This window comes from Enterococcus sp. C46 (genome assembly GCF_040887565.1).
Lineage (GTDB): Bacteria > Bacillota > Bacilli > Lactobacillales > Enterococcaceae > Enterococcus_B > Enterococcus_B lactis.
The window spans coordinates 443,316-468,302 of record NZ_JBFOGA010000001.1 but is presented as its reverse complement, the minus strand read 5'-3'; the positions used below and the strand labels follow the sequence as shown (position 1 = coordinate 468,302).

Genomic DNA, 24,987 nt, shown 5'->3' with positions numbered 1-24,987 from the left:
ATGAGATGGATAATTTATGAAACTTTGGATGAAAATCCTTCTAGGCGTTGCCCTAGTTCTAATCGTTGCGCTATTGTTTGCAGGGAATTATTTTTATAATTATGCTGTCGTGCCGTCTGAGAAAGACTTTTTAGATGAAGATACACCAGGTACAACACAGACCTCCAAAGAAACGGATGCACATAAGTGGTTTAGTTCAAAAGAGAACCGAAGAAATTGGACAATCACTTCGAAAGACGGTCTGAAATTATCAGCGATTTATCTTCCTGCTGAAACGAAAAGTGAAAAAACAGCTCTAGTTGCTCATGGCTACATGGGAGATGCTGAAACAATGACCAATTATGCAAAGATGTTCCATGATATGGGCTACAATGTCCTTGTTCCTGATGCAAGAGGGCATGGAAAAAGCGAAGGGGATTATATTGGATTTGGATGGCCAGAGCGCAAAGACTATGTGCAGTGGATCAACAAAGTGTTAGAAGAAAATGGAAACTCGCAAGAAATCGTTCTGTATGGTGTCAGCATGGGGGCAGCAACTGTCATGATGACTAGCGGAGAAAAATTACCAAATAACGTAAAAGCAATTATTGAAGATTGCGGTTATTCTTCTGTCCATGATGAGCTTGCGTATCAGCTAGACGATATGTTTAGTCTTCCAGCATTTCCGCTTATGCAAGTAACGAGTCTAGTGACAAAAGTCCGTGCCGGCTACTTTTTCGGTGAGGCAAGTGCAGTGGATCAATTGAAGAAAAACCAGCGTCCAATGCTATTTATACATGGAGACGCAGACACATTTGTACCATTTGAAATGTTGGATAAGGTCTATCGTGCAACGAAGGGACCAAAAGAAAAGTATGTTGTAAAAGGAGCCGAGCATGCGGAAGCATACAAGACAGATCCTGAAAAGTATCAGCAAGTAGTCCAACAGTTTTTAAGCCAATATGTTCATTGAACTAGTTTAAATGCAAAAGGATAAAAAGAAACAAGCCTTTGACTAGACCCAGTCAAAGGCTTGTTTTATTGTTTGATTTATTAAATTACAAGTTAGCGAATTTTTCTAGTAAGCGAATCATTTGGCAAGTGAATCCGTACTCATTGTCATACCATGCAACAGTTTTGACAAGTTGGAAATCGCCAGCAGTTGTTACTTCTGTTTGGGTTGGGTCAAAGATCGAACCTTGAGTTGTGCCAATGACATCGCTAGAAACGATTTGACGGTCATCATACCCAAATGAAGGATTGTCAACTGTGTGTTTTTTGATTGCTTCATTTACTTGATCAGCAGTTACTTTGGTTTTCAATACTGAAACTAATTCAGTTAATGAACCATCAACGACTGGAACACGTTGCGCATGTCCTTGTAATTTTCCTTGTAACTCAGGGATAACTAAGCCGATTGCTTTTGCAGCACCAGTAGAATGTGGAATAGTGTTGTCAGCAGCTGAACGAGCAGCACGTAAATTACCGCCTCTTACTGGTCCATCTAACAGCATTTGGGTTGAAGTGTAGGCATGGACTGTTGTCATTGTACCAACTTCGATCCCAAATTCATTATTCAAGAAATAAGCCATAGGTGCTAAACAGTTTGTTGTACATGAACCTGCTGAGATGATTCGGTCGTTTTCATCTAATGTATCATCATTGACGTTATAGACGATGGTTTTCATTGCACCAGCTGGGGCAGAAATAACTACTCGTTTGACACCAGCATCTAAATGTGCTTTTGCTTTTTCTTCAGATGTATAAAAACCAGTACATTCTAGTACGATATCTACACCGTTTTCTTTTACCCAAGGGATTTTGCTTGCGTCGGGTTCTGCATAAACACGCGTTGCTTCGCCATCCACTACGATTGAGTCTTCTGTTGCAGTAACTGTGCCAGGATAAGTACCGTGAGTAGAGTCAAATTGCAATAATTGTGCCAACATAGTTGGACTTGTTAAGTCGTTGATTGCTACTACTTCAATATCATCTGATACTTCTTTGATGCGGCGGAAAGCCAGACGGCCGATACGCCCAAATCCGTTAATACCTACTTTTACTGTCATATCAAAAGTTCCTCCTTTATTAGGGGTGCTATGAAACGGCATCCTCAATTAATACAATTAATACACTGTTATTCTGCTACGCAAAGCATATTTTGTCAAAAAATTATACTCGATAGCAGAAAAATGGTTGGAAACCTTACCAAATAATAAAAAAAGAAGAAGGCAATCAATCTTTTTGCTGAAATGATAGACAAAAACAGATTTCACCGATAAAATAAGGAAGACTTTTGTTTATTGTGGAAATTCAGGCAGTCAAATAAATAAATTGAATAATAGGAGGACTTAATTATGTCCATGTTTTTAGATCAAGTAACGATCGATGTGAAAGCTGGCAAGGGCGGAGACGGAATGGTTGCATTTCGTCGCGAAAAATACGTTCCTGACGGCGGACCGGCTGGTGGAGACGGTGGTCGTGGCGGTGATGTCATCTTGGTCGTCGATGAAGGTTTGCGTACATTGATGGACTTTCGTTTTAATCGCCATTTCAAAGCGCAGCCAGGTGAAAATGGAATGAGTAAAGGGATGCACGGCCGTGGTTCAGAAGATACCTATGTGAAAGTACCGCAAGGAACCACTGTCCGAGATGCAGAGACTGGTGCTCTTTTAGGAGACTTAATTGAAAATGGTCAAACACTAGTTGTGGCGAAAGGGGGACGTGGCGGACGAGGAAATATTCGGTTTGCCTCTCCTCGGAACCCTGCACCGGAAATTGCTGAAAACGGGGAACCAGGACAAGAACGAAAAATCGAACTGGAATTGAAAGTATTGGCAGACGTTGGGCTTGTAGGCTTTCCATCTGTTGGAAAATCGACTTTGCTATCTGTGATTTCATCTGCTCGTCCAAAGATCGGCGCTTATCATTTCACGACACTAGTCCCTAACTTGGGAATGGTTACTACAAGTGATGGCAGAAGTTTTGCCGCAGCAGACTTGCCAGGGTTGATTGAAGGAGCTTCGCAAGGTGTTGGGCTAGGTACACAATTCCTTCGTCATATCGAAAGAACGCGAGTTATTTTACATGTGATCGATATGAGTGGGATGGAAGGACGAGATCCTTACGAAGACTATCTTGCCATCAACAAAGAATTATCTACTTACAACTTACGCTTGTTAGAGCGTCCGCAAATCATCGTGGCTAACAAAATGGATATGCCGGATGCACAGGAAAACCTAGTGAAATTCAAAGAACAGCTGAACAAGGAAAAAGAAGACGAATTCGCTGATGATATCCCAGTATTTCCAATTTCTGGAGTGACTCGACAAGGATTGGATGCGTTATTGAATGCTACAGCAGACTTGTTAGAAGTAACGCCAGAATTCCCATTGTACGAGGAAGAACTGGAAGAAGAAACTGTACACTATGGATTCAATCCAGAAGGTCCTGAGTTCCAGATCAATCGTGATTCAGATGCAACGTGGATCTTATCCGGTGAGAAGATCGAAAAATTATTCCAAATGACGAATTTCGATCATGATGAAACGGTAATGCGTTTTGCTCGTCAATTACGTGGTATGGGTGTGGATGAGGCACTTCGAGCACGTGGGGCGAAAGATGGCGACCTTGTCCGTATCGGTGAATTTGAATTTGAATTTGTCGAATAGGCAAACAAATAAAAACAAATACCAAAAAATATAGATTCAAATCTAAGGGGAGTATGGCTGAGGCCATTCTCCTTTTTTATTAGGTAGAAAAGAGTGCTTTTCTTTTCTTATTTTACAATTAAAGGTAAAATAAATAACAAGAAGGTATGAAAGGGGCGTTTTCAATGAGCAAGCGAGTAATCATTTTAAATTTTCAAGTAGAAAGCCAAGCATATCAGGCATTTTCAGAAATCAAAAAACTCCATGCTGTTCGTTCGATCAAAGGAGAACAGATGGCCGTTGTCAGCCATGATCCCAATGGAACCCATCAATTCAAAATAGAAGATTTTATCGACTTTACTGGTAATAACAAATCTTCTACTGGTGGGTTGATTGGTATGTTGGTTGGCGTATTAGGTGGGCCGCTAGGGATTCTATTAGGATGGTTTGCTGGAGGGATGATCGGTGCGACACAAGATGCAAAAGAAATAAAAGATGCTCAGACTGTGTTCGACTTTGTAGGAAATAAAATCGGTGAAGGAGCTACAGGACTGATTTTGATTGCGGATGAAGAAGACAATCGTCCATTGAATCAATTAGTGATGATGGAATTAGGCGGAGAAATCACCCGTTTGGATTATGAAGATGTCGAAAAAGATGTGCATGATGCGAAGGAAGCCGAAAAGCAGGCGAAAGAAGCTGCCCAAAAGACTTGGGAGGACAAACATCCGCAATCTTCCGATGACAATGAGAGTTCCGAATCTTCAAATTAATAAAAACAGCAGAGAATCTCAAAAGGATTCGCTGCTGTTTTTACAATGGAGTTTAAAGGAGTTTAAAGAAAACGTTATCACAGAAGAACATTATTTTTATTTGAAGCCTTTCTCGACTTACGGTTGATTATCCTATCTTTTTCCCCTAAAATTAAAGAGGAACTTAAAGAAAGTCAGGTAGATTATGGAATTACAATTTTTAGGAACAGGCGCAGGTGTTCCTGCAAAACATAGAAATGTGACAAGCATAGCATTGAAACTTTTAGACGAACGTAATGAAGTTTGGTTATTCGACTGTGGTGAAGGCACGCAAATGCAGATTTTGCGAACGACTATCCGTCCGAGAAAAATCGGAAAAATTTTCATTACACATTTACACGGCGATCATATTTTTGGGCTTCCCGGACTCATCAGCAGCCGTTCATTTCAAGGTGGGGATACGCCATTAGAGATTTACGGGCCAAAAGGGATAGAGGAATACATAAAAGTCTCTTTAGGCATTTCGCAAACACGGTTAAGTTATCCGCTGAAATTCATCGAGTTAAATGAAACAGACCCGATTTTTACTGATCAGCAATTTTCTGTTTATGCAAAAAAACTAAATCATGGAATCGACAGTTTCGGTTATCGTGTGGTTGAACATGATCATAAAGGAGAATTGCAGGTGGATCGTCTGAAAGAATTAGGCATTCCCGCTGGACCACTGTACGGCAAGCTAAAGCAAGGGGAAACGATCCAACTAGAAGATGGTCGGACGATCAATGGAAAAGATTTCGTAGGCCCAAATAAAAAAGGGCGGATCGTGACTATTTTGGGGGACACGAGAAAAACACATAATTCTGTTGTGCTTGCGGAAAACAGTGATATTCTGGTACATGAAAGCACATTTAATAAAGATGAAGCAAGAATGGCGCATAACTATTTCCATTCCACGACTCATCAAGCTGCTGAAGTAGCAAAAGAAGCGCAGGCAAAACGGTTGTTGCTTACTCATATCAGTGCAAGATATTTAGGAAAAGCAGCTCTAGAGCTTGAAAAAGAAGCAAAAGAAGTGTTTGAAAACACAACGATCATGAAAGATTTTGATAGCATTGAGATACCATTTCGTGAGGAGGATGAGGCATGAATTTAGAAGATAAAGTTGTTTTAGTAACAGGTAGTTCAGGTGGTCTAGGCGCGCAAATCTGTTATGAAGCAGCAAAGCAAGGAGCAATCGTTATAAGTTGCGCACGAAGAATGGCATTTGTAGAAGGTGTCAGAGACGAGTGCAGACGCTTGAGTGGCAAAGAGGCTTATGCTTTCAAAGTAGACGTCAGCGATCCTTATAGTGTGGATGAACTATATGAAAAAGTAATGGAAGAAGTTGGACGTGTCGATATTCTGGTAAACAATGCTGGTTTTGGTATTTTCGAGGACTTCCTTACATTCGATCTCGGAAAAGCGTACGATATGTTTGAAGTCAATATCTTAGGAATGATGGTTTTGACACAAAAATTTGCGATCAATATGGCAGAAAGAAGACAAGGACATATTATTAATATCGCCTCAATGGCTGGGAAAATGGCAACTGCAAAATCAACGGTTTATTCTGCAACGAAATTTGCAGTCCTTGGCTTTTCCAACGCCTTGCGATTAGAATTGAAACCACTTGGTGTAGCTGTTACGACAGTAAATCCAGGTCCAATCGAGACAGATTTCTTTGACAAGGCTGATCCAAGCGGAAGCTATTTGGAAAAAGTCGGGCAAATCGTTTTAGAACCTACTAAGTTGGCAAAAATGATTGTCCGCAATATGAGACATCCAAAACGGGAAATCAATCAACCGTTTATTTTAGAAGTTGCATCAAAATTTTATACGCTGTTTCCAACGATTGGTGATTATTTAGCCAGCGGAATTTTTAACAAAAAGTAGGTGGAGGAATTGAAAAAGCAAAGCAATGTGATTCTTGGATTTATCTTAGTTTTGATTATTGTTCTTTTTGCTGTATTGAACAATAAAAATGTCCCTGTAAGTTTTGGCTTCACTTCCTTTTCTGCACCGTTGATCTTAGTGATCATCGGTTCTGCGCTGATTGGTGCACTGATCGTATTCTTGACTGCTTCGGCAACACTATGGCAGCAAAAAAAGCAAATCAAGCAGCTGACTCAGGAAATATCAGAATACCAAACAGATCTGCAAAAGAAAATTGAAGAAGCAAAAGAAGAACAGCAACGCGAGTTTAGAAACGAACGCGCGGAGTTGGAAGCTGCTTACCAGGCGGAATTACAAGCGAAAACAACACAAATCAGTCAATTGAAAGCGCCGGAAGAACAAAAAACGCAAGTGCCAAAACAAAGCTTCAATTATTTTGACTAATAGGGATATTTCATAAATGGTCGTATAAAAGATCGGGTCCTGCTGAACATCAGTCTAGCGGATCTGATCTATTTTTATTCTTTCTTTCTGCTTTTTTTTGCTGATTTCCTTTGCTATAATAACTAAGTTAGGAGTGAGAAAGTGAGACAAGCAAATTTTGATTGGAAGTTAAGCGAGACAGAGCCTTCTGAATCCTTTCTCCAAATGATCCGTGAACTGAAATTATCTCCATTTGTCGGTAAGTTACTGTGGCAAAGAGGTTACCATGAGGAAGAGGATATCAACCGATTTTTACATCCAAAGGAACAAGAACTACATGATCCGTATCTGATGCACGATATGGATAAAGCAATCAGTCGAATACAAGAAGCTGTAATCAGTGGAGAAAAAATCCTCGTTTACGGTGATTATGATGCAGACGGAATCACCAGTGCAACGGTAATGAAAGAAACACTGGAATTACTTGGCGCAGAAGTAGAAGTATTTTTGCCAAATCGATTTGAGCACGGGTATGGACCAAATCGATCGGTATACCAAGAAAAGATCGAAAAAGGCATCCAGTTGATTATCACTGTTGATAACGGGGTAGCAGGAAATGATGCAGTAGCATATGCTCAGCAAGCTGGTGTAGACGTGATCATTACAGACCATCACGAACTACCTGAGAAATTACCAGACGCCTATGCGATTGTTCATCCTCGTCATCCAGCGGGGCAATATCCATTTCCAGATCTGGCAGGAGTCGGAGTAGCATTCAAAGTAGCTTCTGCATTGTTGGAAGAACCACCTGCAGAATTTTTGGATTTAGTAGCGATAGGAACAATCGCCGATTTAGTTTCATTGACTGATGAGAATCGAATCCTTGTTTCATTAGGAATCGATGCCATCCATCATTCAGAACGAATAGGACTTCAGACGCTGTTTGAAGAAAGCGGCATAAAAATGAGGGATGCAGACGAAACAACGATCGGCTTTTCGATTGCGCCCAGACTAAATGCCATTGGTCGAATGGGTGACCCGCGACCTGCCGTTTCATTGCTTGCAACGTTTGACGAAGAAGAGGCATCCATTCAAGCAAAAAAATTGAATGAAATCAATGAAGAAAGAAAAGCAATCGTAGAGCAGATAACAGAAGAAGCATTAGCAATGGTCAATAAGGAGAATCATATCCATCTATTGGTAAACCGAGGATGGCATGAAGGTGTTTTAGGTATTGTTGCAGGAAAAATAATGAACGAAACTGGTAAACCAACGCTTGTTCTTACTTTAAAAGAAGACGGATCAGCTAAAGGTTCTGGACGTAGTGTTGAAGCCTTGAACCTTTTTGAAATGCTTGACCAGATGCGGGATCTATTTACTTATTTTGGAGGACATCATGCAGCAGTCGGGTTAACGATGCCAAGTGAAAATGTCACAATACTACAGGAGAAGATGAACCAATATATAGTCGATCGTCAAATCGATTTGACAAGAGGACCTGAATTAAGAATTGATGAAGTGCTACTTCCGAATGAAGTAACAGTAGAGCGTATTGATGAACTAAAATTATTAGCGCCATTTGGTACAGATAATCCTTTACCTCAATTTTTATTTCGGCAAGTCCAAGTAGCGAATGTCAAAAAAATCGGAGCAAACCAACAGCATCTGAAATTTGTCCTTTCCGATGAATCTAGTCAGCTTGATGCGGTCGCTTTTGGTTTTGGAACTCAAGAAGAAGAACTGCTGAATAATCTAGTAGATGTAGTAGGAAAGCTTTCGATCAATGAATGGAATGGACGTAAGAAACCACAACTGATGGTATCTGATTTTGCAGTAGGTGGTCTGCAGGTATTTGATTGGCGGGCAAAACGTTTCCGTGAACAGAGCCGAACATCTGAAGACAGTCTTTATTTAGCTTTTGATTCTTCGACGTTGAAATTCGTGCCGGAGAGCATCCAAGAAACGGCGATTGTTTTCGAAGGAATGGACTTTATACAAGCAGTAATTGAAAAAAGAAAACCGAAATCTCTGGTTATTATGGATTGTCCAGATGATTTAGCAAAGCTGAAAGAAGTCTTTGGGTCTTATTCATTCAATCGTGTTTATCTGATGGGGATTTCACCTGATGAGGCTTATTTGAATGGGGTAGGCACAAGAGAACAGTACGCCAAATTGTTTAAATTGATCCATTCTCAAGAACGAATAGATATACGTCATAAAATAAAAGCAGTAGCTCAATATTTGCGTATCCCTGAAAAATTATTAATTTTTATGATACAGGTGTTTTTTGAATTGAAATTTGTTACAATAGAGAACGGTGTTTTACAAAAAGTCGCCAGCCCAGAAAGTCATCCTTTGACTGAGAGCAAATTATACCAGCGGCGGCTAAATAAAATCAAAGTTGAGGAATTTTTGCTTTTGAGCGATATTCCTACCATAAAGAAATGGTTAACAACCTAGGAGGAAACAAAGAGTGGATTTAAAAGATTATATTGCCAGTATTCCCGACTATCCGTCAAAAGGAATTGTGTTCAGAGATATTTCCCCGCTGATGGCAGATGGTGATGCTTATCGGGAAGCTACGAAGCAAATCGTAAATTATGCAAAAGAAAAACGAATTGATATGGTAGTTGGACCAGAAGCACGTGGGTTCATCGTAGGATGTCCTGTTGCTTATGAGTTAGGAGTTGGTTTTGCACCAGTCCGCAAAAAAGGAAAATTACCTCGAGAAACCATCGAAGTGACTTATGGATTAGAATATGGAACAGATACATTGACATTGCATAAGGATGCCATTAAACCAGGTCAGCGTGTGCTGATTTGTGACGATTTGCTGGCTACAGGTGGAACGATCAAAGCGACAATCGAACTGATCGAACAATTAGGTGGTGTAGTCGTAGGCTGCGCATTTTTAATCGAATTGATGGATCTCCATGGACGCGACAAAATCAAAGGATACGACATTATTACATTAATGGAATATTAAGCAGAAAAAGCGATTTATGATTTATAATTTATAAAGAAGCGATTTTGAAGCGACCCTCAAAAGTCAGATAGGCACTCTGACGCTTGAGGGTCGCTATTTTTTTATAAATGGGGCCAGTCAAAGTCCAGTAAAAGTTCGAAAAAAAGGATGTGACCGTTTTTTGTCACACCCTCGTAAAAGTTTAACTTTTTGTCTTTTGAACAATTAGCAGTCAATCCTCATTATGATTGCCTGGATCTGTAGTAGGGTTCATGATAGAAATGATCTTCATGAATTCTGCGCCGCTCAGATTGACGGTACTTCTTTTCATCCCACAACATGAACCACAAAGTAAATAACGGAACAAACACAAGTAAAGCTGGACGTATGCCGAAATTACCAATAATAATACCTAAAAACAAAACAGTTAATACTAAGCCAAGACGTCTCATTGATTTCATGAATTCTCACCTCGTTAATTTATGCGAACAATTGTTCGTATATTTAGTATACGAATATTTGTTCGGTTTGTAAAGAGGGAAGCGATAAAAATTTGAAAGAAGAAGAACTTGGGCGAAAAAAGAGTTTGAGACAATGGTCTCAAACTCGGTTTTAAAAAATTTCTTTTTTAGTACTAATTAATAGATATGACTACGATAAAGCCCTACTACTCGTCCTAATATAGATACTTGATCTAAAATGATTGGTTCGAGTAAGTCGTTTTCAGGTTGAAGACGGAAGTAGTTTTTTTCTTTATAGAATCGTTTGCAAGTCGCTTCATCCTCTGCAGTCATTGCAATGACGATATCACCGTTTTGTGCAGTTTCCTGCTTCCGAACGATCACGTTGTCGCCATCCAAAATTCCAGCATTGATCATACTATCTCCACGAATCGTCAGCATAAAGAGACTGCCTTCTTCAGAAGAAAGATTAGGAGGGATCGGAAAGAAGTCCGAAGCATCCTCTACTGCTAAAATTGGTTCTCCAGCTGTTACTACGCCAAGTACTGGAATAGTTGTTGGACGAATCCCAATCTTTTCTAAACCTTGTTTTGTCAACTCGATTGCACGAGGTTTCGTCGGATCTCTTTGGATAAACCCTTTTTTTTCAAGCCGTGCAAGATGACCGTGAACAGTAGAAGTAGAAGAAAGCTGAACAGCTTCCCCGATTTCACGGACAGTTGGCGGGTATCCTTTTTGGGTTACTTGTTCATGGATATAACGTAAGACTTCAATTTGTCTTGATTCAGTTTGTCGGGCCACAAGGTACACCTTCTTTCACTTGATAAATAAATAGTACCATATAAAAAGCGCTAAATCAAACGAATGTTCGTATTTTATTTAGTTTATCTAGTTGTTTTTTTTTCAGTTTTTATATAATATGAAGGAGAGTAAAAGGAGGGCTGAGCATGCTGTCACCTGAAAAAATAGAGCGGATCAATGAACTTGCACGTAAAAAGAAGGAAAATGGTCTCTCGAAAGCCGAAGAACAAGAACAAATCAACTTGCGCAAAGAGTATTTGGAAGCTTTTCGTTCCGGTATGCGTCATCATATCGAAGGAATGAAAATCGTCGATCCTGAGGGCAATGACGTGACCCCGGAAAAATTAAAAGAAATCCAAAAGAAAAAAGGCTTACACAACCGAAATGACAACTTTTAGTAAAAAATACTGAAAATGATTGCTTTTTCGTTTGACATCTTATAGAATGAGAGTGTAAGAAATAAAGGTAAAAAAAACCTAAATTAATAGGAGGGGTTATTTTGTTTGACAAAATTGACCAACTTGGCGTTAACACAATTCGTACATTAAGTATTGAAGCAGTCCAAAAAGCAAACTCAGGACATCCTGGATTGCCGATGGGCGCAGCACCTATGGCATATGCGTTATGGACAAAACACCTGAAAGTAAATCCAACGACATCGAAAAATTGGGCTGATCGCGACCGTTTCATTCTTTCAGCAGGACATGGGTCAGCAATGTTATATAGTTTACTTCATTTAGCTGGCTATCAAGTGACAATTGATGATTTGAAACAATTCCGTCAATGGGATTCTAAGACACCGGGACATCCTGAAGTCCATCATACAGATGGTGTAGAAGCTACTACAGGCCCATTAGGCCAAGGAATTGCAATGGCTGTTGGTATGGCGATGGCAGAAGCACATCTTGCAGCCACTTATAACAAAGAAAACTTCAACGTAATGGATCACTATACGTATGCAATTTGTGGGGATGGAGACTTGATGGAAGGAGTCTCTCAAGAAGCAAGTTCGATGGCAGGTCATATGAAGTTAGGTAAATTAATCGTTTTATATGATTCAAACGATATTTCATTAGATGGTCCAACTTCAAAAGCGTTCACAGAAAATGTTGGTGCTCGTTATGAAGCATATGGCTGGCAACATATCTTAGTGAAAGACGGAAATGACCTAGAAGCAATCTCTAAAGCGATTGAAGAAGCAAAAGCTGAAACAGATAAACCAACGTTGATCGAAGTAAAAACAGTCATCGGCTACGGTGCTCCTAAAGAAGGAACATCTGCTGTTCATGGTGCTCCTCTTGGTGAAGATGGTATCAAGATGGCTAAAGAAGTTTACGGATGGGATTATCCAGACTTCACTGTTCCCGAAGAAGTAGCTGCCCGCTTCCATCAAACAATGATAGAAGAAGGACAAAAAGCTGAAGATGCGTGGAATGAAATGTTTGCCAATTATAAAAAAGCTTATCCTGAATTAGCACAACAATTTGAAGATGCCTTTGATGGAAAACTGCCAGAAAACTGGGATGCAGAATTGCCAACTTATGAAGTGGGAAGCAGTCAAGCAAGCCGTGTTTCAAGTAAAGAAGTCATCCAAGAATTATCGAAAGCTATACCAAGTTTCTGGGGTGGTTCAGCAGATTTATCAGGTTCCAATAATACAATGGTAGCTGCTGATAAAGATTTTACTCCTGAACATTATGAAGGACGTAACATCTGGTTTGGCGTTCGCGAATTTGCGATGGCTTCGGCTATGAATGGTATCCAACTTCATGGCGGAACTCGTATCTATGGCGGAACATTCTTTGTCTTTGTCGATTACCTAAGACCAGCTGTTCGTTTAGCAGCGATTCAACATACGCCTGTTGTTTACGTTTTGACACATGACTCCGTTGCTGTCGGAGAAGACGGACCAACACACGAACCGATTGAACAATTAGCTTCTGTTCGTTGCATGCCTGGTGTCCAAGTGATTCGTCCAGCAGACGGAAATGAAACACGTGCTGCTTGGAAAGTGGCGATGGAGACTACTGATGCGCCTACTATCCTTGTATTGAGCCGCCAAAACCTTCCTGTATTGCCTTCTACAAAAGAAGTAGCAGATGAAATGGTCAAAAAAGGCGCATACGTTCTTTCTCCAGCTAAAGGAGAAACACCAGAAGGTATTTTGATTGCAACTGGTTCTGAAGTTGATTTAGCCGTGAAAGCTCAAAAAGAATTAGCAGAAAACGGGAAAGATGTTTCTGTTGTCTCTATGCCAAGCTTCGACCTGTTTGAAAAACAATCTTCTGAATACAAAGAAAGCGTACTTCCTAAAGCAGTGAAGAAACGCGTGGCGATCGAAGCTGCTGCATCATTCGGATGGGAACGCTATGTGGGTACAGAAGGAACAACGATTACCATCGATCATTTCGGTGCATCTGCTCCTGGTGCTAAAATTTTAGAAGAGTTTGGATTTACAGTAGAAAATGTTGTGAATACGTACAATCAATTATCATAGACACCAATCATTGTTTGAATGATAAAGACAGCTGTCTGCAAGTTGGAGGCAGCTGTTTTTTATGTGGTGGTAAGAATAAATCAATGTTACTTTTCATTTTCTTTTATATTACATTTAAATGACAAAACAAAGAATTCTTCGGATTAGTTTGTGTTTCTTGAGAATTAAAAGTATAATTTAATTAATTAAGTTTGTTTTAAGAAGAGAACTTTTTAGTAAGTTTTTTTATTTTGAGGAGGAATTTGAATGCAAGAGCTGAAGACCCGCAGTGCCCGACACCATAGACCTAAAAGAAACATGGTGATCAATAAAAAAGCGATTGCTCCTTTAATTGGAACGAGTCTTTTAGTTGGGCCGATGATGGTTACAGCGGTACCGCAAAGTGTTCATGCAGATGAACAAGGATCTCAAACAGTTGCTGATCCTCAAGCGTTTATCGATCAAATCGGCTGGTCTGCATCAGAAGTTGCTGCAAGTAATGACTTGTATGCTTCAGTCATGATCGCTCAAGCGTTGTTGGAAAGTGCATATGGTACTTCCGGATTAGCTAGTGCGCCCAATTATAATTTGTTCGGTGTAAAAGGAAGCTATAACGGACAGGTCGTTTATATGGCAACCAAAGAATATGTAAACGGACAATGGGTAACGATGAATGAACCATTCCGAAAATATTCTTCTTATTGGGAATCCTTCCAAGACCACGCAAATGTTCTTCGTTCAACCAGTTTTTCAACAGGCGATTATCATTATGCTGGTGTATGGAAAAGCAATACAACAAGTTTTTATGATGCAACAGCGTACTTGACAGGTCGTTACGCTACTGATCCAGATTATGGAACCAAATTGAACTCATTGATTAATACTTATAATTTAACCCGTTTTGATACACCATCAACTGGTTCGGCGACAACAACAACTACAAGTACAACAACAACAACTACTACGACGACTTCAACGTCATCATCATCGTCGACAACAGGTACGGATACAAATAGTAGTCAAACATATACAGTTGTATCAGGAGATACGCTATGGGATATTGCACAAAAATTTGGCATGTCTGTTGATGATCTAATGGCGAAAAACGGCATGTCCATGTCCAGTTATTCTTTATTAGTCGGACAAGAATTAAACGTGTGATTTAGATAAAAAGGCAAAGAAACGACCATATCTGGTATATCTTTGTCTTTTTTTTTTACTAGTCAAAGACGAATCACTCGCCAGAAATGAACAGATTGTATTATGATAAGTAGGGAAGAGCAAAGACAAGGAGGAATTGAAGATGACAGCTATCTATAACTCAGTCACCGAATTGATTGGTAAAACGCCAATCGTCAAATTAAATAAACTCGTACCAGAAGATTCAGCAGATGTATTTGTGAAACTTGAGTTTTTTAATCCAGGAGGAAGTGTAAAGGACCGGATTGCTCTAAGTATGATAGAAAAAGCGGAACATGATGGATTACTGAAACCAGGAGATACTATCATTGAACCTACCTCCGGAAATACAGGAATCGGATTGTCGATGGTAGGAGTCGCGAAAGGATATAAAGTCATTATCGTGATGCCTGAGACGATGAGTATCGAAAGACGTTTATTGATGAAAGGATACGGCGCAGAGTTGATTCTGACGCCTGGTGTGGATGGTATTTCTGGATCCATTAGAGAAGCAGAACGTTTGGCAAAAGAAAATGGCTACTTTTTACCATTACAATTTGAAAATGAAGCAAATCCTCTTGTACATGAAAAAACGACTGGTCCAGAGATTCATCAAGCCTTTGGAGTAAATGGATTGGACGCTTTTGTCGCAGGTATCGGGACAGGCGGGACAATCACTGGTGCTGGCCGAGAATTAAAACGTGTGTATCCAAAAATCGAATTAGTAGGGGTAGAACCGGCAGAATCTGCCATTTTAGAAGGAAAAGAAGCGGGTCCTCACAAGATCCAAGGAATCGGTACAGGATTTGTCCCTAAAACACTGGATACCTCTGTATATGATAAAGTCCTTTCCGTGACTGGTGACGAAGCGATGGAAACAGCTAGAGAAGTCGGACGAAAAGAAGGGATTTTAGTTGGTATCTCATCTGGTGCTGCAATTGCTGCCGCATTAAAAGTCGCAAAAGAACTAGGGAAAGGCAAAAAGGTATTAGCAGTCGTTCCCGACAATGGTGAACGTTATTTATCTACAGCCCTTTACCAAGAAATGTAAGTAAACTTGTTTCTCTATAAATAGGTTTATGTGGAAGGCTTTTACAGATGAAAAGAGAAAACACAAAAATCTATGATAAGAAAAGAGTTAGTTGAATAGAGACGTAGAATGGTGAACATGACTGTTTTACGTCTTTTTTTCATTAAAATACAATAAAATTGAATTTTCTTTTCATGTTAAGTGGATTTTAAAATGTAAAAATAGTATGATAAGACGAGAATAACAACGTGGGGTGTTTACATGGAAAATAAGTTAGTCGAAGAGGTTATCGAAAAGTTAAAAAAAGAGAACATTCGAATCACACCTCAACGGTATGCGGTTTTAGAATATTTGATTGAACATCATTCCCATCCAACAGCTGATGAGATTTATAAAGCACTTGAACATCGTTTCCCAAACATGAGTGTTGCGACCGTTTACAACAATCTTCGTCTGTTTACTTCGATTGGATTTGTTCAAGAAATGAAGTACGGCGATGCTTCTAGTCGCTTTGATTTCAGCTCAAAGCGGCACTATCATGTGATTTGCGAAAACTGCGGTAAGATCGTTGATTTTCATTACCCAGGGTTAGAAGATATAGAAATGGCTGCGAGTAGGCTGACTGATTTTGAGATTAACGAACATCGGTTGGAATTGTATGGACTTTGTCCAGACTGTAAAGAATCAGCAAAAAAGGCACAAATGTAAAACAGTTTCTACAAGTGTTACACTTAAAAAAGCTGGCTACGTAAAAAAACGCTAGCTTTTTTTATTTTTTTGTCTTTTATTCACAAGGACAAACGTTAAAGTGAATGTTATCACAATGAGGATCTTGCTAACAATGGATTTCTATGATTGTAAATGAGTAAAACTACAAATAAACCTTTGTGAATTCACAAGCATTAAACTGTTGTATCCGTTTTATTTCTGTTATAGTAATTTTGTCGAAGGACAAAATGTTAATCGGAGGGACCATAAATGAAAGTAGTAGTAATTGGCTGTACTCATGCAGGTACTGCAGCTGTAAAAAGTATTTTAAAAAATCATCCAGAAGCAGAAGTGACAGTGTATGAAAGAAATGACAATATTTCTTTCTTATCTTGCGGTATCGCACTTTATGTCGGCGGAGTAGTAAAAGACCCAGCAGGCTTGTTCTACTCAAACCCTGAAGAATTATCTTCATTAGGAGCAACAGTTAAAATGGAACACGATGTAACAGACGTCGATACAGAAAACAAAACAGTGACGGCAAAAGATCTGAAAACAGGAGTAACAGAAACGGTTTCTTATGATAAATTAGTAATGACAACTGGTTCATGGCCTATCATCCCACCGATTAGTGGAATTGATGCAAAAAATGTACTCCTATGCAAAAACTACAACCAAGCAAATGAAATCATTGCACAAGCGAAAGAAGCAAAACGTGTAGTAATCGTTGGTGGTGGGTATATCGGTATTGAATTAGTCGAAGCTTTTGTCGAATCTGGAAAACAAGTAACATTGATTGATGGGTTAGATCGCATCTTGAACAAATATCTAGATAAACCATTCACAGATATCCTAGAAAAAGAATTGACAGACCGTGGTGTCACTCTTGCATTAGGTGAAAATGTTACTGAATTCATCACAGATGAAGAAGGAAAAGTGAAACAAGTAGCTACACCAACAGATACATTTGATACAGATATGGTCATTTTATGTGTGGGCTTCCGTCCAAATACAAAACTGATCGAAGGAAAAGTAGAGACACTGCCAAACGGGGCAATCAAAGTAAATGAATACATGCAAACAAGTGATCCAGATATTTTTGCCGCTGGAGATTCAGCAGTAGTCAACTACAATCCAAGTGGCACACAAAACTATATTCCTCTGGCAACAAATGCCGTGCGCCAAGGATTGCTTGTAGGAAATAACTTGACAGAGCATAAAATGGCGTATCGTGGGACTCAAGGAACTTCAGGACTTTATCTCTTTGGCTGGACGATTGGCTCGACAGGAGTGACCAAAGAAAGCGCAACATTGAACGATCTAGAAGTCCAAGCAACGGTATTTGAAGACAATTATCGTCCAGAGTTCATGCCGACTACCGAAAAAGTAATGATGGAGTTAGTTTATGAAAAAGGCACAAATCGTATCGTTGGTGCTCAGTTCATGTCTAAATACGACATTACGCAATCAGCAAATACTATGTCTTTAGCTGTTCAAAATAAAATGACTGTAGAAGATCTTGCTCTTTCAGACTTCTTCTTCCAACCACATTTTGACCGTCCTTGGAATTACTTGAACCTACTTGCACAAGCAGCGCTAGGCGAAATCGAAACAGCACAATAAAGAAAGACAGACGAGAGCGGTTAGGAAAAAGCTGTTTAGTTTTGACTAAATACCGTTTATTTTGGAAAAAGGGTTGTGACGTATTTTTTGTCACGACCCTCCGTCTTTTTGTGAAAAGTACAATTAGTTGTCTTTCTTCGCATTTTTTGTCACAATAAGCAACAAAGATAAAGTTGTTACGTAAAAGAACAAGCAGTTTTACTTGAACTTGAAAAGAAAGGTGAGAAAGAAGATGAATAAAGAATATTTTGTCCAACAAGATGCATTTTTAGAAGATTATAAAAATGTTGCGAAGGAGTCGACGATCAATATAGATGAGTTGGCGGAGCAAGTGCTCTCTCAATTGAATGAAACACAAGAGGAATATTATACGATGCCAGCAGAAGATGCGAAAGATAATGCTTCTCATCGTTTTCCTTTCAGTCGGCGTATCTACTCAGATGAAAATGACGGCACGTTGAATACGGAGTACACATATGAAGGACAGCCGTATGAACTAGAAACAGAAGATGATGTTTAAACACCGTTTATTCGGAAAAAGGGGTTATGACATTTTTGTCAAACCCCTTTTTTCTTGATTTCATTCTCTTTTTTACTACAAAAATCCTTTTAACTTTGTTGTTTAGGAAACAAAAAAATAATATAATGAAAGAAAAAGAAGGTGTAGAAATGGATAAAAGACAGCTGCTAATAGAAGAATATCTGGATTTAGCTAATGAGATTATTCATCGTAATAAACCAGAAATGGAAAAAGAATTTGCAGGATTTACGCTAAATGAACTAGAAGTGATTGAACATATCGGGAAAATCCCTGATCCTAACGTGACAAAATTAGCGAATGCTAGTTATATGACTAGAGGAGCCATCAGTAAGCTAACAAAAAAACTGATAGCCAGAGGGATCATAAACACTTATCAAAGCGAAGAGAATAAAAAAGAAATCTATTTTCAATTGACGCCAATCGGACAAAAAATAAAGAATAGACACGAGCAACTACATCAAAAATGGGTCCAGCGAGATGCTGCTGTATTTGAAAATATGTCAAAAGAAGAATTTGACACAGTATTTCGTTTTATCGGTCGATACAGAGAATTTATACGGAGTAGCAAATGAAACTAATGTTTTATATTGTAATAATAATAGGCAAAGATTATAAGCAAAAACCCGAATATCGTCGGAAGAACTGGTGCTGCGGCATAAAGCTGTCCTGCGATTAGCGGGCCGATGACGCGCGATAGAGATTGTATACTTTGGGTACCGCCCATTACAAGACCTTGCTGGTTTTCTGAAACAGAATTGGATAGTTGGCCATTGAATACAGGAGTAAAAATAGAATCGCCGAAACCATAACAGATAATCCCAAATAAAAACAAAACCGGCAGTAGAAGAATTCCAGATAATGTGATGAATAGATAGGCGAGGATTTCACTGCACATTCCTATTCTTGTGATCTGCTGTTCTGAAAATTTTTTGAGCAATCGAGGCATAATGAATAATTGCGAGACAATATCCAAGATTCCAATCAAAGAGAAGCTTAAACCAACCAACCCCGCTTTCCACTGAAAGGTGTCAATCGAAAATTGAGAAAAGATAGATTGCAGAGAGCCAGCCGCTAACCAAACAGCAAAACCGACTGTCAATAAAGGAATAACGGATGAAATCTTGAATAATTGTTGTAATTGGTGAAAAGGTCTTACATGGGAGAAACTTAAATCTACTGAACGTTTTTTTATTGGAAGGCTTTCTTGCATAAATGTGTAGCCATAAACGGCATTTAAGAAAGTAAAGAGTGCTCCAATAAATATAGGAACAGAATTTCCCAATTCAGCTAATAGACCACTTATAATAGGACCAAGCGTTGTTCCTATACCGACTAAAGCACCCATCCATCCAAAAACTTTGGTTCTTTCATTAGGTTCCGTGATGTCGGCAAAGTAAGCATATAAGGTGGAGATTTCTCCTGCTGTCAATCCTTCAATGATACGACCAAGGAACAACATCCATATCGAATTTCCTAAACCAAAAATCAAATATCCAATACTTGATCCTAATAAACTGATAATAAGGATCGGACGACGCCCGAAATGATCACTTAAGCTACCGAGAATGGGGGCAGATAAGAAGGCAGCTAGAGCATAAACAGACATGAGCAAAGTGATATAGAAAGCTTGCTGATGTGCGGAGTGGGAATAAGGAAGCACTAAAAAAGGAAGTACAGGACTGACGATAGTAAATCCTAATCCAGTGAATAAGACAGAAATATATCCAAAAACTTTAGAATGTTTATTTGTGAAACTGAACATTTAAAAAACTCCTTTATACAATAATGTTAACTCGGAAACAAAAAAAGTGTACAGTAATTTTGTTTCCTTGTCAACGTTATGAGGAGCAGCGAAATCTACTTGACTTATTTATTCCGAAAAGTGAAAATGCACATCAAAAACATAAACAAACAAAAATCAAGTAGACGACACTATAAATCTGACCGATCAGTGAAGCAATAGAAAAGAAACCTGTTCTTGCTTCCCATGTTTTTTTTACGTATACTGTGATTGAGCGGAGGAGAAATCATGTTGAATTTAGAAAAATACTTAAGCGCTGGACAAACAGTCATATCTAATCTTTTACTTAAAAATTATCATAGGATCGGTCTGCAATCTGAAGAATTTTTATTTGTTCTACAGTTGCACATGGCACAGCTTGAAGGAGATACTTTCCCTGATTTGCAGATGATTGCTATAGATATGGGAATCAAACAAGACCAGATTTTTCAAATACTGGATCGTCTCGTAACAAATGGATTTATCAAGATAGAAACGACGATTGTCAATGGTAAAAAAGCAGATCGATATAATCTTTACCCTATTTATGATCAATTAGGTGAGTATTTAAAAACACAAGAAAAAAAATACGAAGAAAAAATACAAGAAAAAGAAATCCAGTCAGTGTATCAATTATTTGAACAAGAATTTGGACGCCCGCTTTCTTCGATCGAGTTCCAGCGGATTGGTCAATGGCTAGAAGAAGACCATTATCAGCCGGAAATTTTGAAGCTAGCACTACGGGAAGCCGTATTGAATCAGGCTTATAGTTTTAATTACATTGACCGCATTTTGCTATCGTGGGAAAGAAAAAATCTACGTACAAAACAGCAAGTAGAAGAAGACCAAAAACGAAGGAAACAGCAACTTCTTCAAAGAGAAGTAGAACAGCCGACTCAACAAGAAGAATTGCCAAAAGTTTCGCTGAAAAATTGGTTGGAGGAGTAGCAGAATATGTTAAGCAAACAAAAGACGATGGAAGCTCTAGAAACGATGTATGAAATGTTCCCAGAAGCACACGGAGAACTGAAACACAATAATCCATTTGAGTTATTGATTGCAGTGATCTTAAGTGCCCAAGCGACAGATGTATCAGTAAATAAAGCAACGCCAGATTTGTTTGCCTCCTTCCCGACACCTGATGCATTAGCAGATGCTTCAATCGATGAAATCATCCTCAAAATAAAAACGATTGGTTTGTATCGTAACAAAGCAAAAAATATCAAAGCGTGTGCGCAGCAGCTGATTGAACGTTTCGACGGACAAGTACCAACGACAAGAGAAGAATTGATGTCTCTTCCTGGCGTGGGCAGAAAAACGGCAAATGTCGTATTAGGAGATGCATTCGGGATACCAGCAATCGCAGTAGATACCCATGTTGAGCGTGTTTCAAAACGACTGAGGATCTGCAAACTAGATGCCTCGGTCATGGAAGTAGAAGAAACACTGATGCGGAAAGTGCCGCAAGAATTATGGGTAAAGACACATCATACACTGATTTTTTTCGGTAGATATCATTGTACAGCAAGAAATCCTAAGTGTGAGGTGTGTCCTTTGCTATCAATATGTCAAGATGGGAAAAATCGGATGCGCCTAAAAGAAAAGACGCTAAAAAAGAAACCACGCCTGTAGACGTGGTTTCTTTTTTCTATCTGTTTCCAGAAGCTGAGGTGCTACTGGATGGTGTATGGTCATTTGCAGCATCCGCTTCGCTAGTTGCTGGTTCACTGGAAGAAGGAAGAGTAGATGAAGACGGCGTCGAGCTTTCTTCAGATGAAGAAGAAGGAACCGTCGTTGATGACGCTGGCTCACTTGTCTCTGCTGTCGTGCTTTCTGTTGAGGACTCAGCGGTTGATTCACTTTGACTAGTAGAGCTAGTTTGAGTCGTCGTCTCTGTTGTTGAGCTTTCAGGAGCCTGGACATAGCTGGAAGAAGGAATAGTTGTTGATGGCGCAACTGTATTTGATTTCACTGTATATTGATCCTTATAGTACAGTTCACCGCCCACACGAATCAAACCGCTTGGCATCTCCCAGTCTGTATTTGTCACGTTAGCTGAAACATATTGCATAAGCTCGCGATAAACATCAGAGGCCACGTGTGACGATTCTGAAGTGACAGGTGTCATTTTCTTGTTGTAACCTGTCCACACGGAAATCGAATAATTTGGTGTATAGCCCGCAAATAGGATATCTGGATATACACCAGAAGAAATACCAAGTTTCGCATATTCGTCATCTGTGTAATTTGATGTTCCGGTCTTACCGGCTTGATATAACCCAGCGATTTGCGCATTCGTACCAGTACCTTCAGTGATTGTATCTTTTAAAATGTCTGTGATCATATAAGCTGTTTCTGGAGACATGGCTGTTTTTCCATCAGGTTCATAAGTTTCTTCTGTACCGTCTTGGAAGACGATTTTATTAACATATTGAGGTTTGTAATAGGTTCCTCCATTGGCGAAAGCCGCATAGGCTGCTGCCATTTTTAAGGAAGAAGCTCCGTATTTTGTCCCATCTTGTTCTTCCGTATTACTAGAGATCGCATTCGATTGATGGATCGTGCTGTATTCGATCCCAAGATTTTTTAAGAAAGAAGCCACTTTATCTGAACCGACTTCATTGAATAATTTGACTGCTGGAACATTACGGGATAAGTAAAGTGCTTGGCGTAAAGTAATGGTGCCCATATATTGATTATCCCAGTTTCCTACAGGAGTAGAAGTGCCTTCATAGTTATACGGCGCATCAGTGATAGTTTTTCCAGTAGAATATTTCAAATATTCAAAAGCTGGTCCGTAATCTGTGACAGGTTTCATCGTAGAACCAAAATCACGGGAAGTATTCACTGCTAAGTTGTTGCCTAAAGTCACGTCTTCTGCGATGTGACGCCCGCCAATCTGGGCTTTGACTTTCCCAGTATTTGTGTCGATAAGCGTGGAGGCAACTTGCATCTCGTCGTCTGGATAAGAGACATACTGATCCGTATTGACGATATCATATAGTTTCTTTTGAGCATCCAGATCCAAATTCGTATAAATCTCTAAACCGTCTGTGTAGACATTCTTATCTGTTTTTTCTTGTACTTCATTGATGACTTCTTTGACATAATTATCGACGATCTTAGTGTTGTCATCAGATTGAGTTAGCTCTTGCAAACCATCCGTTACCGGTACATTGACAGCTTGATCATATTCTGTTTGAGAGATTTTTTCGTTTTGAAGCATCGTATACAAAACAGTATCTCGTCTTTTCTTCGCCTGATCGGGATAAACATAAGGATCATAGGCAGAAGGGGCTTGCGGCATTCCAGCAAGCAATGCTGTTTGTGGTAAAGAAAGTTCTGATAGTTTCTTACCAAAGTACATCTCAGAAGCTGTTTCCATCCCGTACAAACCATTTGACATGTACACTTTATTTACGTAGTAGGTCAAAATTTCTTGTTTCGATTTTTTCTGTTCCAATCTTACAGCCATCCACGCTTCTTGAGCCTTACGTTTCAGGGTCTGATCCTCGGCGCTGGTGGAGAAGAAGGACAGTTTGATCAATTGTTGTGTCAAAGTACTTCCGCCTTGTAGACCGCCAGAGGTGAAATTAGAAAGGGCAGAACCGATGATCCGAATAGGGTCAACCCCGATATGTTTATAAAAACGCCGATCCTCTACTGACACGATCGCATCTTCCAATGTTTTCGGTAATTCATTTGCAGAAATCTTTTCTCGCTTTTCCGCACCTAGATCTTCGAATAATTCGCCATCTTGTGTATATAATTTGGAAGATACGGTAGCGTCCAATTTTTTATCTGTCAATTCGGGTGCATCTTTTGCGTAATACCAGAACAGTCCTACACCTGCTAAAAAGAGGATACAGAAAAACGAGAGGATGCCTAAAAGGATTTTAATAAATAATCCTTTTTTATGTGGTCCAGAAGTCTTCCCAGAACCTTTGCCAGAATTCTTCTTCACACTCTTTTTAGGAGTAGGCTGTTTCTGTCGTCTAGAGCTTCTAGTTTGTTCATTTGCCATTCTTGCTTTCTCCTTCAATAGATAATGTTGATAAATAGAAGTCAACCGCGTCCAAATAAGGAATCCGCGGAGAAATACCAGTTTTGATCTCTATTCCTAGTTCTTCGATCAATGATAAAGGCAGTGATTTGCGTCCTTTTTCCTTTTGAGCATCCCAGTAAGCAATCAAATGAACACTATTCAAATAAAAACAGCGTTTCAATGTCGAAAACCATAATAAGACAAAGCAGACTCCTTTTTGTTCGAGGCATGCTTTCATGTGTTCGATTTGATGGGCATGGAAGTTTTTAAAGGGAAACGATGTTTTGTTCTTGGTTTCTTTTGCTTCAAAGTCCAAGTAAAAGCCTCGATAGACGCCATTATAGTCTGTGGTTGAGGCTTGGGTAAAGTAGGCTTCTTTGATTACAGCAGCGCTTCTCTTAGGATAGTCTACTTTCACGATTTGGATAGGGGTAGGCTTTTTATGGATAACTGCCAACCCGCGGGAAAGATAATACTCATTACTTTCATTGATTGCTTCTTCAAAGCGCATCCCCCGATTGCCGAATTCGGTGATTTGTTTTCTTTTTTCTTGAATTTTTTCGACGGGAGAGGCATTCTTATAATAAGGTTGGCCGTTTGGATAGCGCAATACCATCTTTAATCACACTCCTAGGCCACATT

General features: G+C 39.4%; 24 protein-coding genes. 18 read left to right on the top strand and 6 right to left on the bottom strand.

The features are described 5' to 3' along the window. Positions 1–16 precede the first annotated feature (16 nt). Complete coding sequence (locus AB3I27_RS02305) at positions 17–952, top strand: alpha/beta hydrolase (RefSeq protein ID WP_002313809.1); 936 nt, start codon at positions 17–19, stop codon at positions 950–952. 85 nt (positions 953–1,037) lie between these two features. On the opposite strand, the gene gap is transcribed toward AB3I27_RS02305, so the two are convergent. Next, complete coding sequence (gap, locus tag AB3I27_RS02300; RefSeq protein WP_002309387.1) at positions 1,038–2,048, bottom strand: type I glyceraldehyde-3-phosphate dehydrogenase; 1,011 nt, start codon at positions 2,046–2,048, stop codon at positions 1,038–1,040. Positions 2,049–2,336: 288 nt separating this feature from the next. Between gap and obgE the strand changes: the two genes are divergently transcribed. From obgE to AB3I27_RS02265, 7 genes are all read left to right on the top strand, one after another. Further along, positions 2,337–3,650: a GTPase ObgE gene (obgE, locus tag AB3I27_RS02295; protein ID WP_002313807.1), complete on the top strand. Its 1,314-nt coding sequence runs from the start codon at positions 2,337–2,339 to the stop codon at positions 3,648–3,650. Positions 3,651–3,814: 164 nt separating this feature from the next. Next, the gene (locus tag AB3I27_RS02290) at positions 3,815–4,402 is read left to right on the top strand and encodes a hypothetical protein (RefSeq protein WP_002309384.1); all 588 of its coding nucleotides are present in this window, start codon (positions 3,815–3,817) and stop codon (positions 4,400–4,402) included. Positions 4,403–4,586: 184 nt separating this feature from the next. After that, the gene (gene rnz / locus AB3I27_RS02285) at positions 4,587–5,528 is read left to right on the top strand and encodes a ribonuclease Z (protein ID WP_002313806.1); all 942 of its coding nucleotides are present in this window, start codon (positions 4,587–4,589) and stop codon (positions 5,526–5,528) included. Beyond that, positions 5,525–6,313: an SDR family oxidoreductase gene (locus AB3I27_RS02280; RefSeq protein ID WP_002309381.1), complete on the top strand. Its 789-nt coding sequence runs from the start codon at positions 5,525–5,527 to the stop codon at positions 6,311–6,313. Before rnz ends, AB3I27_RS02280 begins: the two co-directional genes overlap by 4 nt. Then, positions 6,314–6,757 carry a lipopolysaccharide assembly protein LapA domain-containing protein gene (locus AB3I27_RS02275; protein WP_002309380.1) on the top strand — a complete coding sequence of 148 codons (444 nt, stop codon included), beginning with the start codon at positions 6,314–6,316 and terminating at the stop codon, positions 6,755–6,757. 141 nt (positions 6,758–6,898) lie between these two features. Next, positions 6,899–9,196: a single-stranded-DNA-specific exonuclease RecJ gene (gene recJ / locus AB3I27_RS02270; protein ID WP_002344196.1), complete on the top strand. Its 2,298-nt coding sequence runs from the start codon at positions 6,899–6,901 to the stop codon at positions 9,194–9,196. Between the two features lie 13 nt (positions 9,197–9,209). Beyond that, on the top strand, positions 9,210–9,722 hold the full coding sequence (locus tag AB3I27_RS02265) for an adenine phosphoribosyltransferase (protein WP_002295813.1): 513 nt from the start codon (positions 9,210–9,212) through the stop codon (positions 9,720–9,722). A 221-nt stretch (positions 9,723–9,943) separates the two neighbouring features. Here AB3I27_RS02265 and AB3I27_RS02260 read toward each other — a convergent pair whose 3' ends face one another. Both AB3I27_RS02260 and lexA read right to left on the bottom strand, forming a co-directional pair. Continuing rightward, positions 9,944–10,162 (bottom strand): hypothetical protein, encoded by a 219-nt coding sequence (locus tag AB3I27_RS02260; protein WP_002297436.1) that lies wholly within the window; start codon positions 10,160–10,162, stop codon positions 9,944–9,946. Between the two features lie 177 nt (positions 10,163–10,339). Continuing rightward, positions 10,340–10,963: a transcriptional repressor LexA gene (gene lexA / locus AB3I27_RS02255; RefSeq protein WP_002309378.1), complete on the bottom strand. Its 624-nt coding sequence runs from the start codon at positions 10,961–10,963 to the stop codon at positions 10,340–10,342. A gap of 146 nt (positions 10,964–11,109) precedes the next feature. Between lexA and AB3I27_RS02250 the strand changes: the two genes are divergently transcribed. The 8 genes from AB3I27_RS02250 to AB3I27_RS02215 all read left to right on the top strand — a co-directional run bounded on the left by AB3I27_RS02250 (position 11,110) and on the right by AB3I27_RS02215 (position 19,092). Next, a complete protein-coding gene (locus AB3I27_RS02250; protein WP_002309377.1) occupies positions 11,110–11,361 on the top strand; it encodes a DUF896 family protein in 252 nt (83 codons plus the stop codon). Positions 11,362–11,462: 101 nt separating this feature from the next. Beyond that, entirely contained in the window at positions 11,463–13,460 is a 1,998-nt protein-coding gene (gene tkt / locus AB3I27_RS02245; protein ID WP_002309376.1) for a transketolase, read from the top strand. A gap of 246 nt (positions 13,461–13,706) precedes the next feature. Next, positions 13,707–14,600, top strand: coding sequence for a glucosaminidase domain-containing protein (locus AB3I27_RS02240; RefSeq protein WP_002309375.1), 894 nt, complete (start codon positions 13,707–13,709; stop codon positions 14,598–14,600). A gap of 142 nt (positions 14,601–14,742) precedes the next feature. Then, positions 14,743–15,669 carry a cysteine synthase A gene (gene cysK / locus AB3I27_RS02235; RefSeq protein WP_002309374.1) on the top strand — a complete coding sequence of 309 codons (927 nt, stop codon included), beginning with the start codon at positions 14,743–14,745 and terminating at the stop codon, positions 15,667–15,669. Between the two features lie 240 nt (positions 15,670–15,909). Beyond that, a complete protein-coding gene (locus tag AB3I27_RS02230) occupies positions 15,910–16,356 on the top strand; it encodes a Fur family transcriptional regulator (protein ID WP_002289542.1) in 447 nt (148 codons plus the stop codon). A 270-nt stretch (positions 16,357–16,626) separates the two neighbouring features. After that, positions 16,627–17,979, top strand: a complete 1,353-nt coding sequence (locus tag AB3I27_RS02225; RefSeq protein WP_002348029.1) for an NADH oxidase — start codon at positions 16,627–16,629, stop codon at positions 17,977–17,979. A gap of 232 nt (positions 17,980–18,211) precedes the next feature. Next, positions 18,212–18,499, top strand: a complete 288-nt coding sequence (locus AB3I27_RS02220; protein ID WP_002309371.1) for a DUF5960 family protein — start codon at positions 18,212–18,214, stop codon at positions 18,497–18,499. Positions 18,500–18,648: 149 nt separating this feature from the next. After that, entirely contained in the window at positions 18,649–19,092 is a 444-nt protein-coding gene (locus AB3I27_RS02215) for a MarR family winged helix-turn-helix transcriptional regulator (RefSeq protein ID WP_029743112.1), read from the top strand. Between the two features lie 2 nt (positions 19,093–19,094). Here the strand turns inward: AB3I27_RS02215 and AB3I27_RS02210 are convergent, their stop codons facing one another. Beyond that, positions 19,095–20,282 (bottom strand): MFS transporter, encoded by a 1,188-nt coding sequence (locus tag AB3I27_RS02210; protein WP_104760133.1) that lies wholly within the window; start codon positions 20,280–20,282, stop codon positions 19,095–19,097. Between the two features lie 267 nt (positions 20,283–20,549). Here AB3I27_RS02210 and AB3I27_RS02205 point away from each other — a divergent pair, with 267 nt between their 5' ends. Together AB3I27_RS02205 and nth are read left to right on the top strand one after the other, a co-directional pair. After that, positions 20,550–21,248, top strand: coding sequence for a DnaD domain-containing protein (locus AB3I27_RS02205; protein ID WP_002309366.1), 699 nt, complete (start codon positions 20,550–20,552; stop codon positions 21,246–21,248). 6 nt (positions 21,249–21,254) lie between these two features. After that, positions 21,255–21,932, top strand: a complete 678-nt coding sequence (nth, locus tag AB3I27_RS02200; RefSeq protein WP_002309365.1) for an endonuclease III — start codon at positions 21,255–21,257, stop codon at positions 21,930–21,932. Between the two features lie 16 nt (positions 21,933–21,948). On the opposite strand, the gene AB3I27_RS02195 is transcribed toward nth, so the two are convergent. Then, positions 21,949–24,324, bottom strand: coding sequence for a PBP1A family penicillin-binding protein (locus AB3I27_RS02195; protein WP_002309364.1), 2,376 nt, complete (start codon positions 24,322–24,324; stop codon positions 21,949–21,951). Beyond that, the gene (gene recU, locus AB3I27_RS02190) at positions 24,314–24,961 is read right to left on the bottom strand and encodes a Holliday junction resolvase RecU (protein ID WP_002309362.1); all 648 of its coding nucleotides are present in this window, start codon (positions 24,959–24,961) and stop codon (positions 24,314–24,316) included. Before recU ends, AB3I27_RS02195 begins: the two co-directional genes overlap by 11 nt. Positions 24,962–24,987: the final 26 nt, after the last annotated feature.

Excerpts from the sequence above, each read along its gene's own strand:
- nth (WP_002309365.1), top strand. The coding sequence starts at position 21,255 with ATGTTAAGCAAACAAAAGACGATGGAAGCTCTAGAAACGATGTATGAA.
- AB3I27_RS02250 (WP_002309377.1), top strand. The coding sequence starts at position 11,110 with ATGCTGTCACCTGAAAAAATAGAGCGGATCAATGAACTTGCACGTAAA.
- cysK (WP_002309374.1), top strand. The coding sequence starts at position 14,743 with ATGACAGCTATCTATAACTCAGTCACCGAATTGATTGGTAAAACGCCA.
- AB3I27_RS02220 (WP_002309371.1), top strand. The coding sequence starts at position 18,212 with ATGAATAAAGAATATTTTGTCCAACAAGATGCATTTTTAGAAGATTAT.
- AB3I27_RS02230 (WP_002289542.1), top strand. The coding sequence starts at position 15,910 with ATGGAAAATAAGTTAGTCGAAGAGGTTATCGAAAAGTTAAAAAAAGAG.
- AB3I27_RS02205 (WP_002309366.1), top strand. The coding sequence starts at position 20,550 with ATGTTGAATTTAGAAAAATACTTAAGCGCTGGACAAACAGTCATATCT.
- AB3I27_RS02260 (WP_002297436.1), bottom strand. The coding sequence starts at position 10,162 with ATGAAATCAATGAGACGTCTTGGCTTAGTATTAACTGTTTTGTTTTTA.
- AB3I27_RS02225 (WP_002348029.1), top strand. The coding sequence starts at position 16,627 with ATGAAAGTAGTAGTAATTGGCTGTACTCATGCAGGTACTGCAGCTGTA.
- AB3I27_RS02305 (WP_002313809.1), top strand. The coding sequence starts at position 17 with ATGAAACTTTGGATGAAAATCCTTCTAGGCGTTGCCCTAGTTCTAATC.
- recU (WP_002309362.1), bottom strand. The coding sequence starts at position 24,961 with ATGGTATTGCGCTATCCAAACGGCCAACCTTATTATAAGAATGCCTCT.
- AB3I27_RS02195 (WP_002309364.1), bottom strand. The coding sequence starts at position 24,324 with ATGGCAAATGAACAAACTAGAAGCTCTAGACGACAGAAACAGCCTACT.
- gap (WP_002309387.1), bottom strand. The coding sequence starts at position 2,048 with ATGACAGTAAAAGTAGGTATTAACGGATTTGGGCGTATCGGCCGTCTG.
- AB3I27_RS02280 (WP_002309381.1), top strand. The coding sequence starts at position 5,525 with ATGAATTTAGAAGATAAAGTTGTTTTAGTAACAGGTAGTTCAGGTGGT.
- obgE (WP_002313807.1), top strand. The coding sequence starts at position 2,337 with ATGTCCATGTTTTTAGATCAAGTAACGATCGATGTGAAAGCTGGCAAG.
- AB3I27_RS02290 (WP_002309384.1), top strand. The coding sequence starts at position 3,815 with ATGAGCAAGCGAGTAATCATTTTAAATTTTCAAGTAGAAAGCCAAGCA.
- AB3I27_RS02240 (WP_002309375.1), top strand. The coding sequence starts at position 13,707 with ATGCAAGAGCTGAAGACCCGCAGTGCCCGACACCATAGACCTAAAAGA.
- AB3I27_RS02215 (WP_029743112.1), top strand. The coding sequence starts at position 18,649 with ATGGATAAAAGACAGCTGCTAATAGAAGAATATCTGGATTTAGCTAAT.
- AB3I27_RS02210 (WP_104760133.1), bottom strand. The coding sequence starts at position 20,282 with ATGTTCAGTTTCACAAATAAACATTCTAAAGTTTTTGGATATATTTCT.
- rnz (WP_002313806.1), top strand. The coding sequence starts at position 4,587 with ATGGAATTACAATTTTTAGGAACAGGCGCAGGTGTTCCTGCAAAACAT.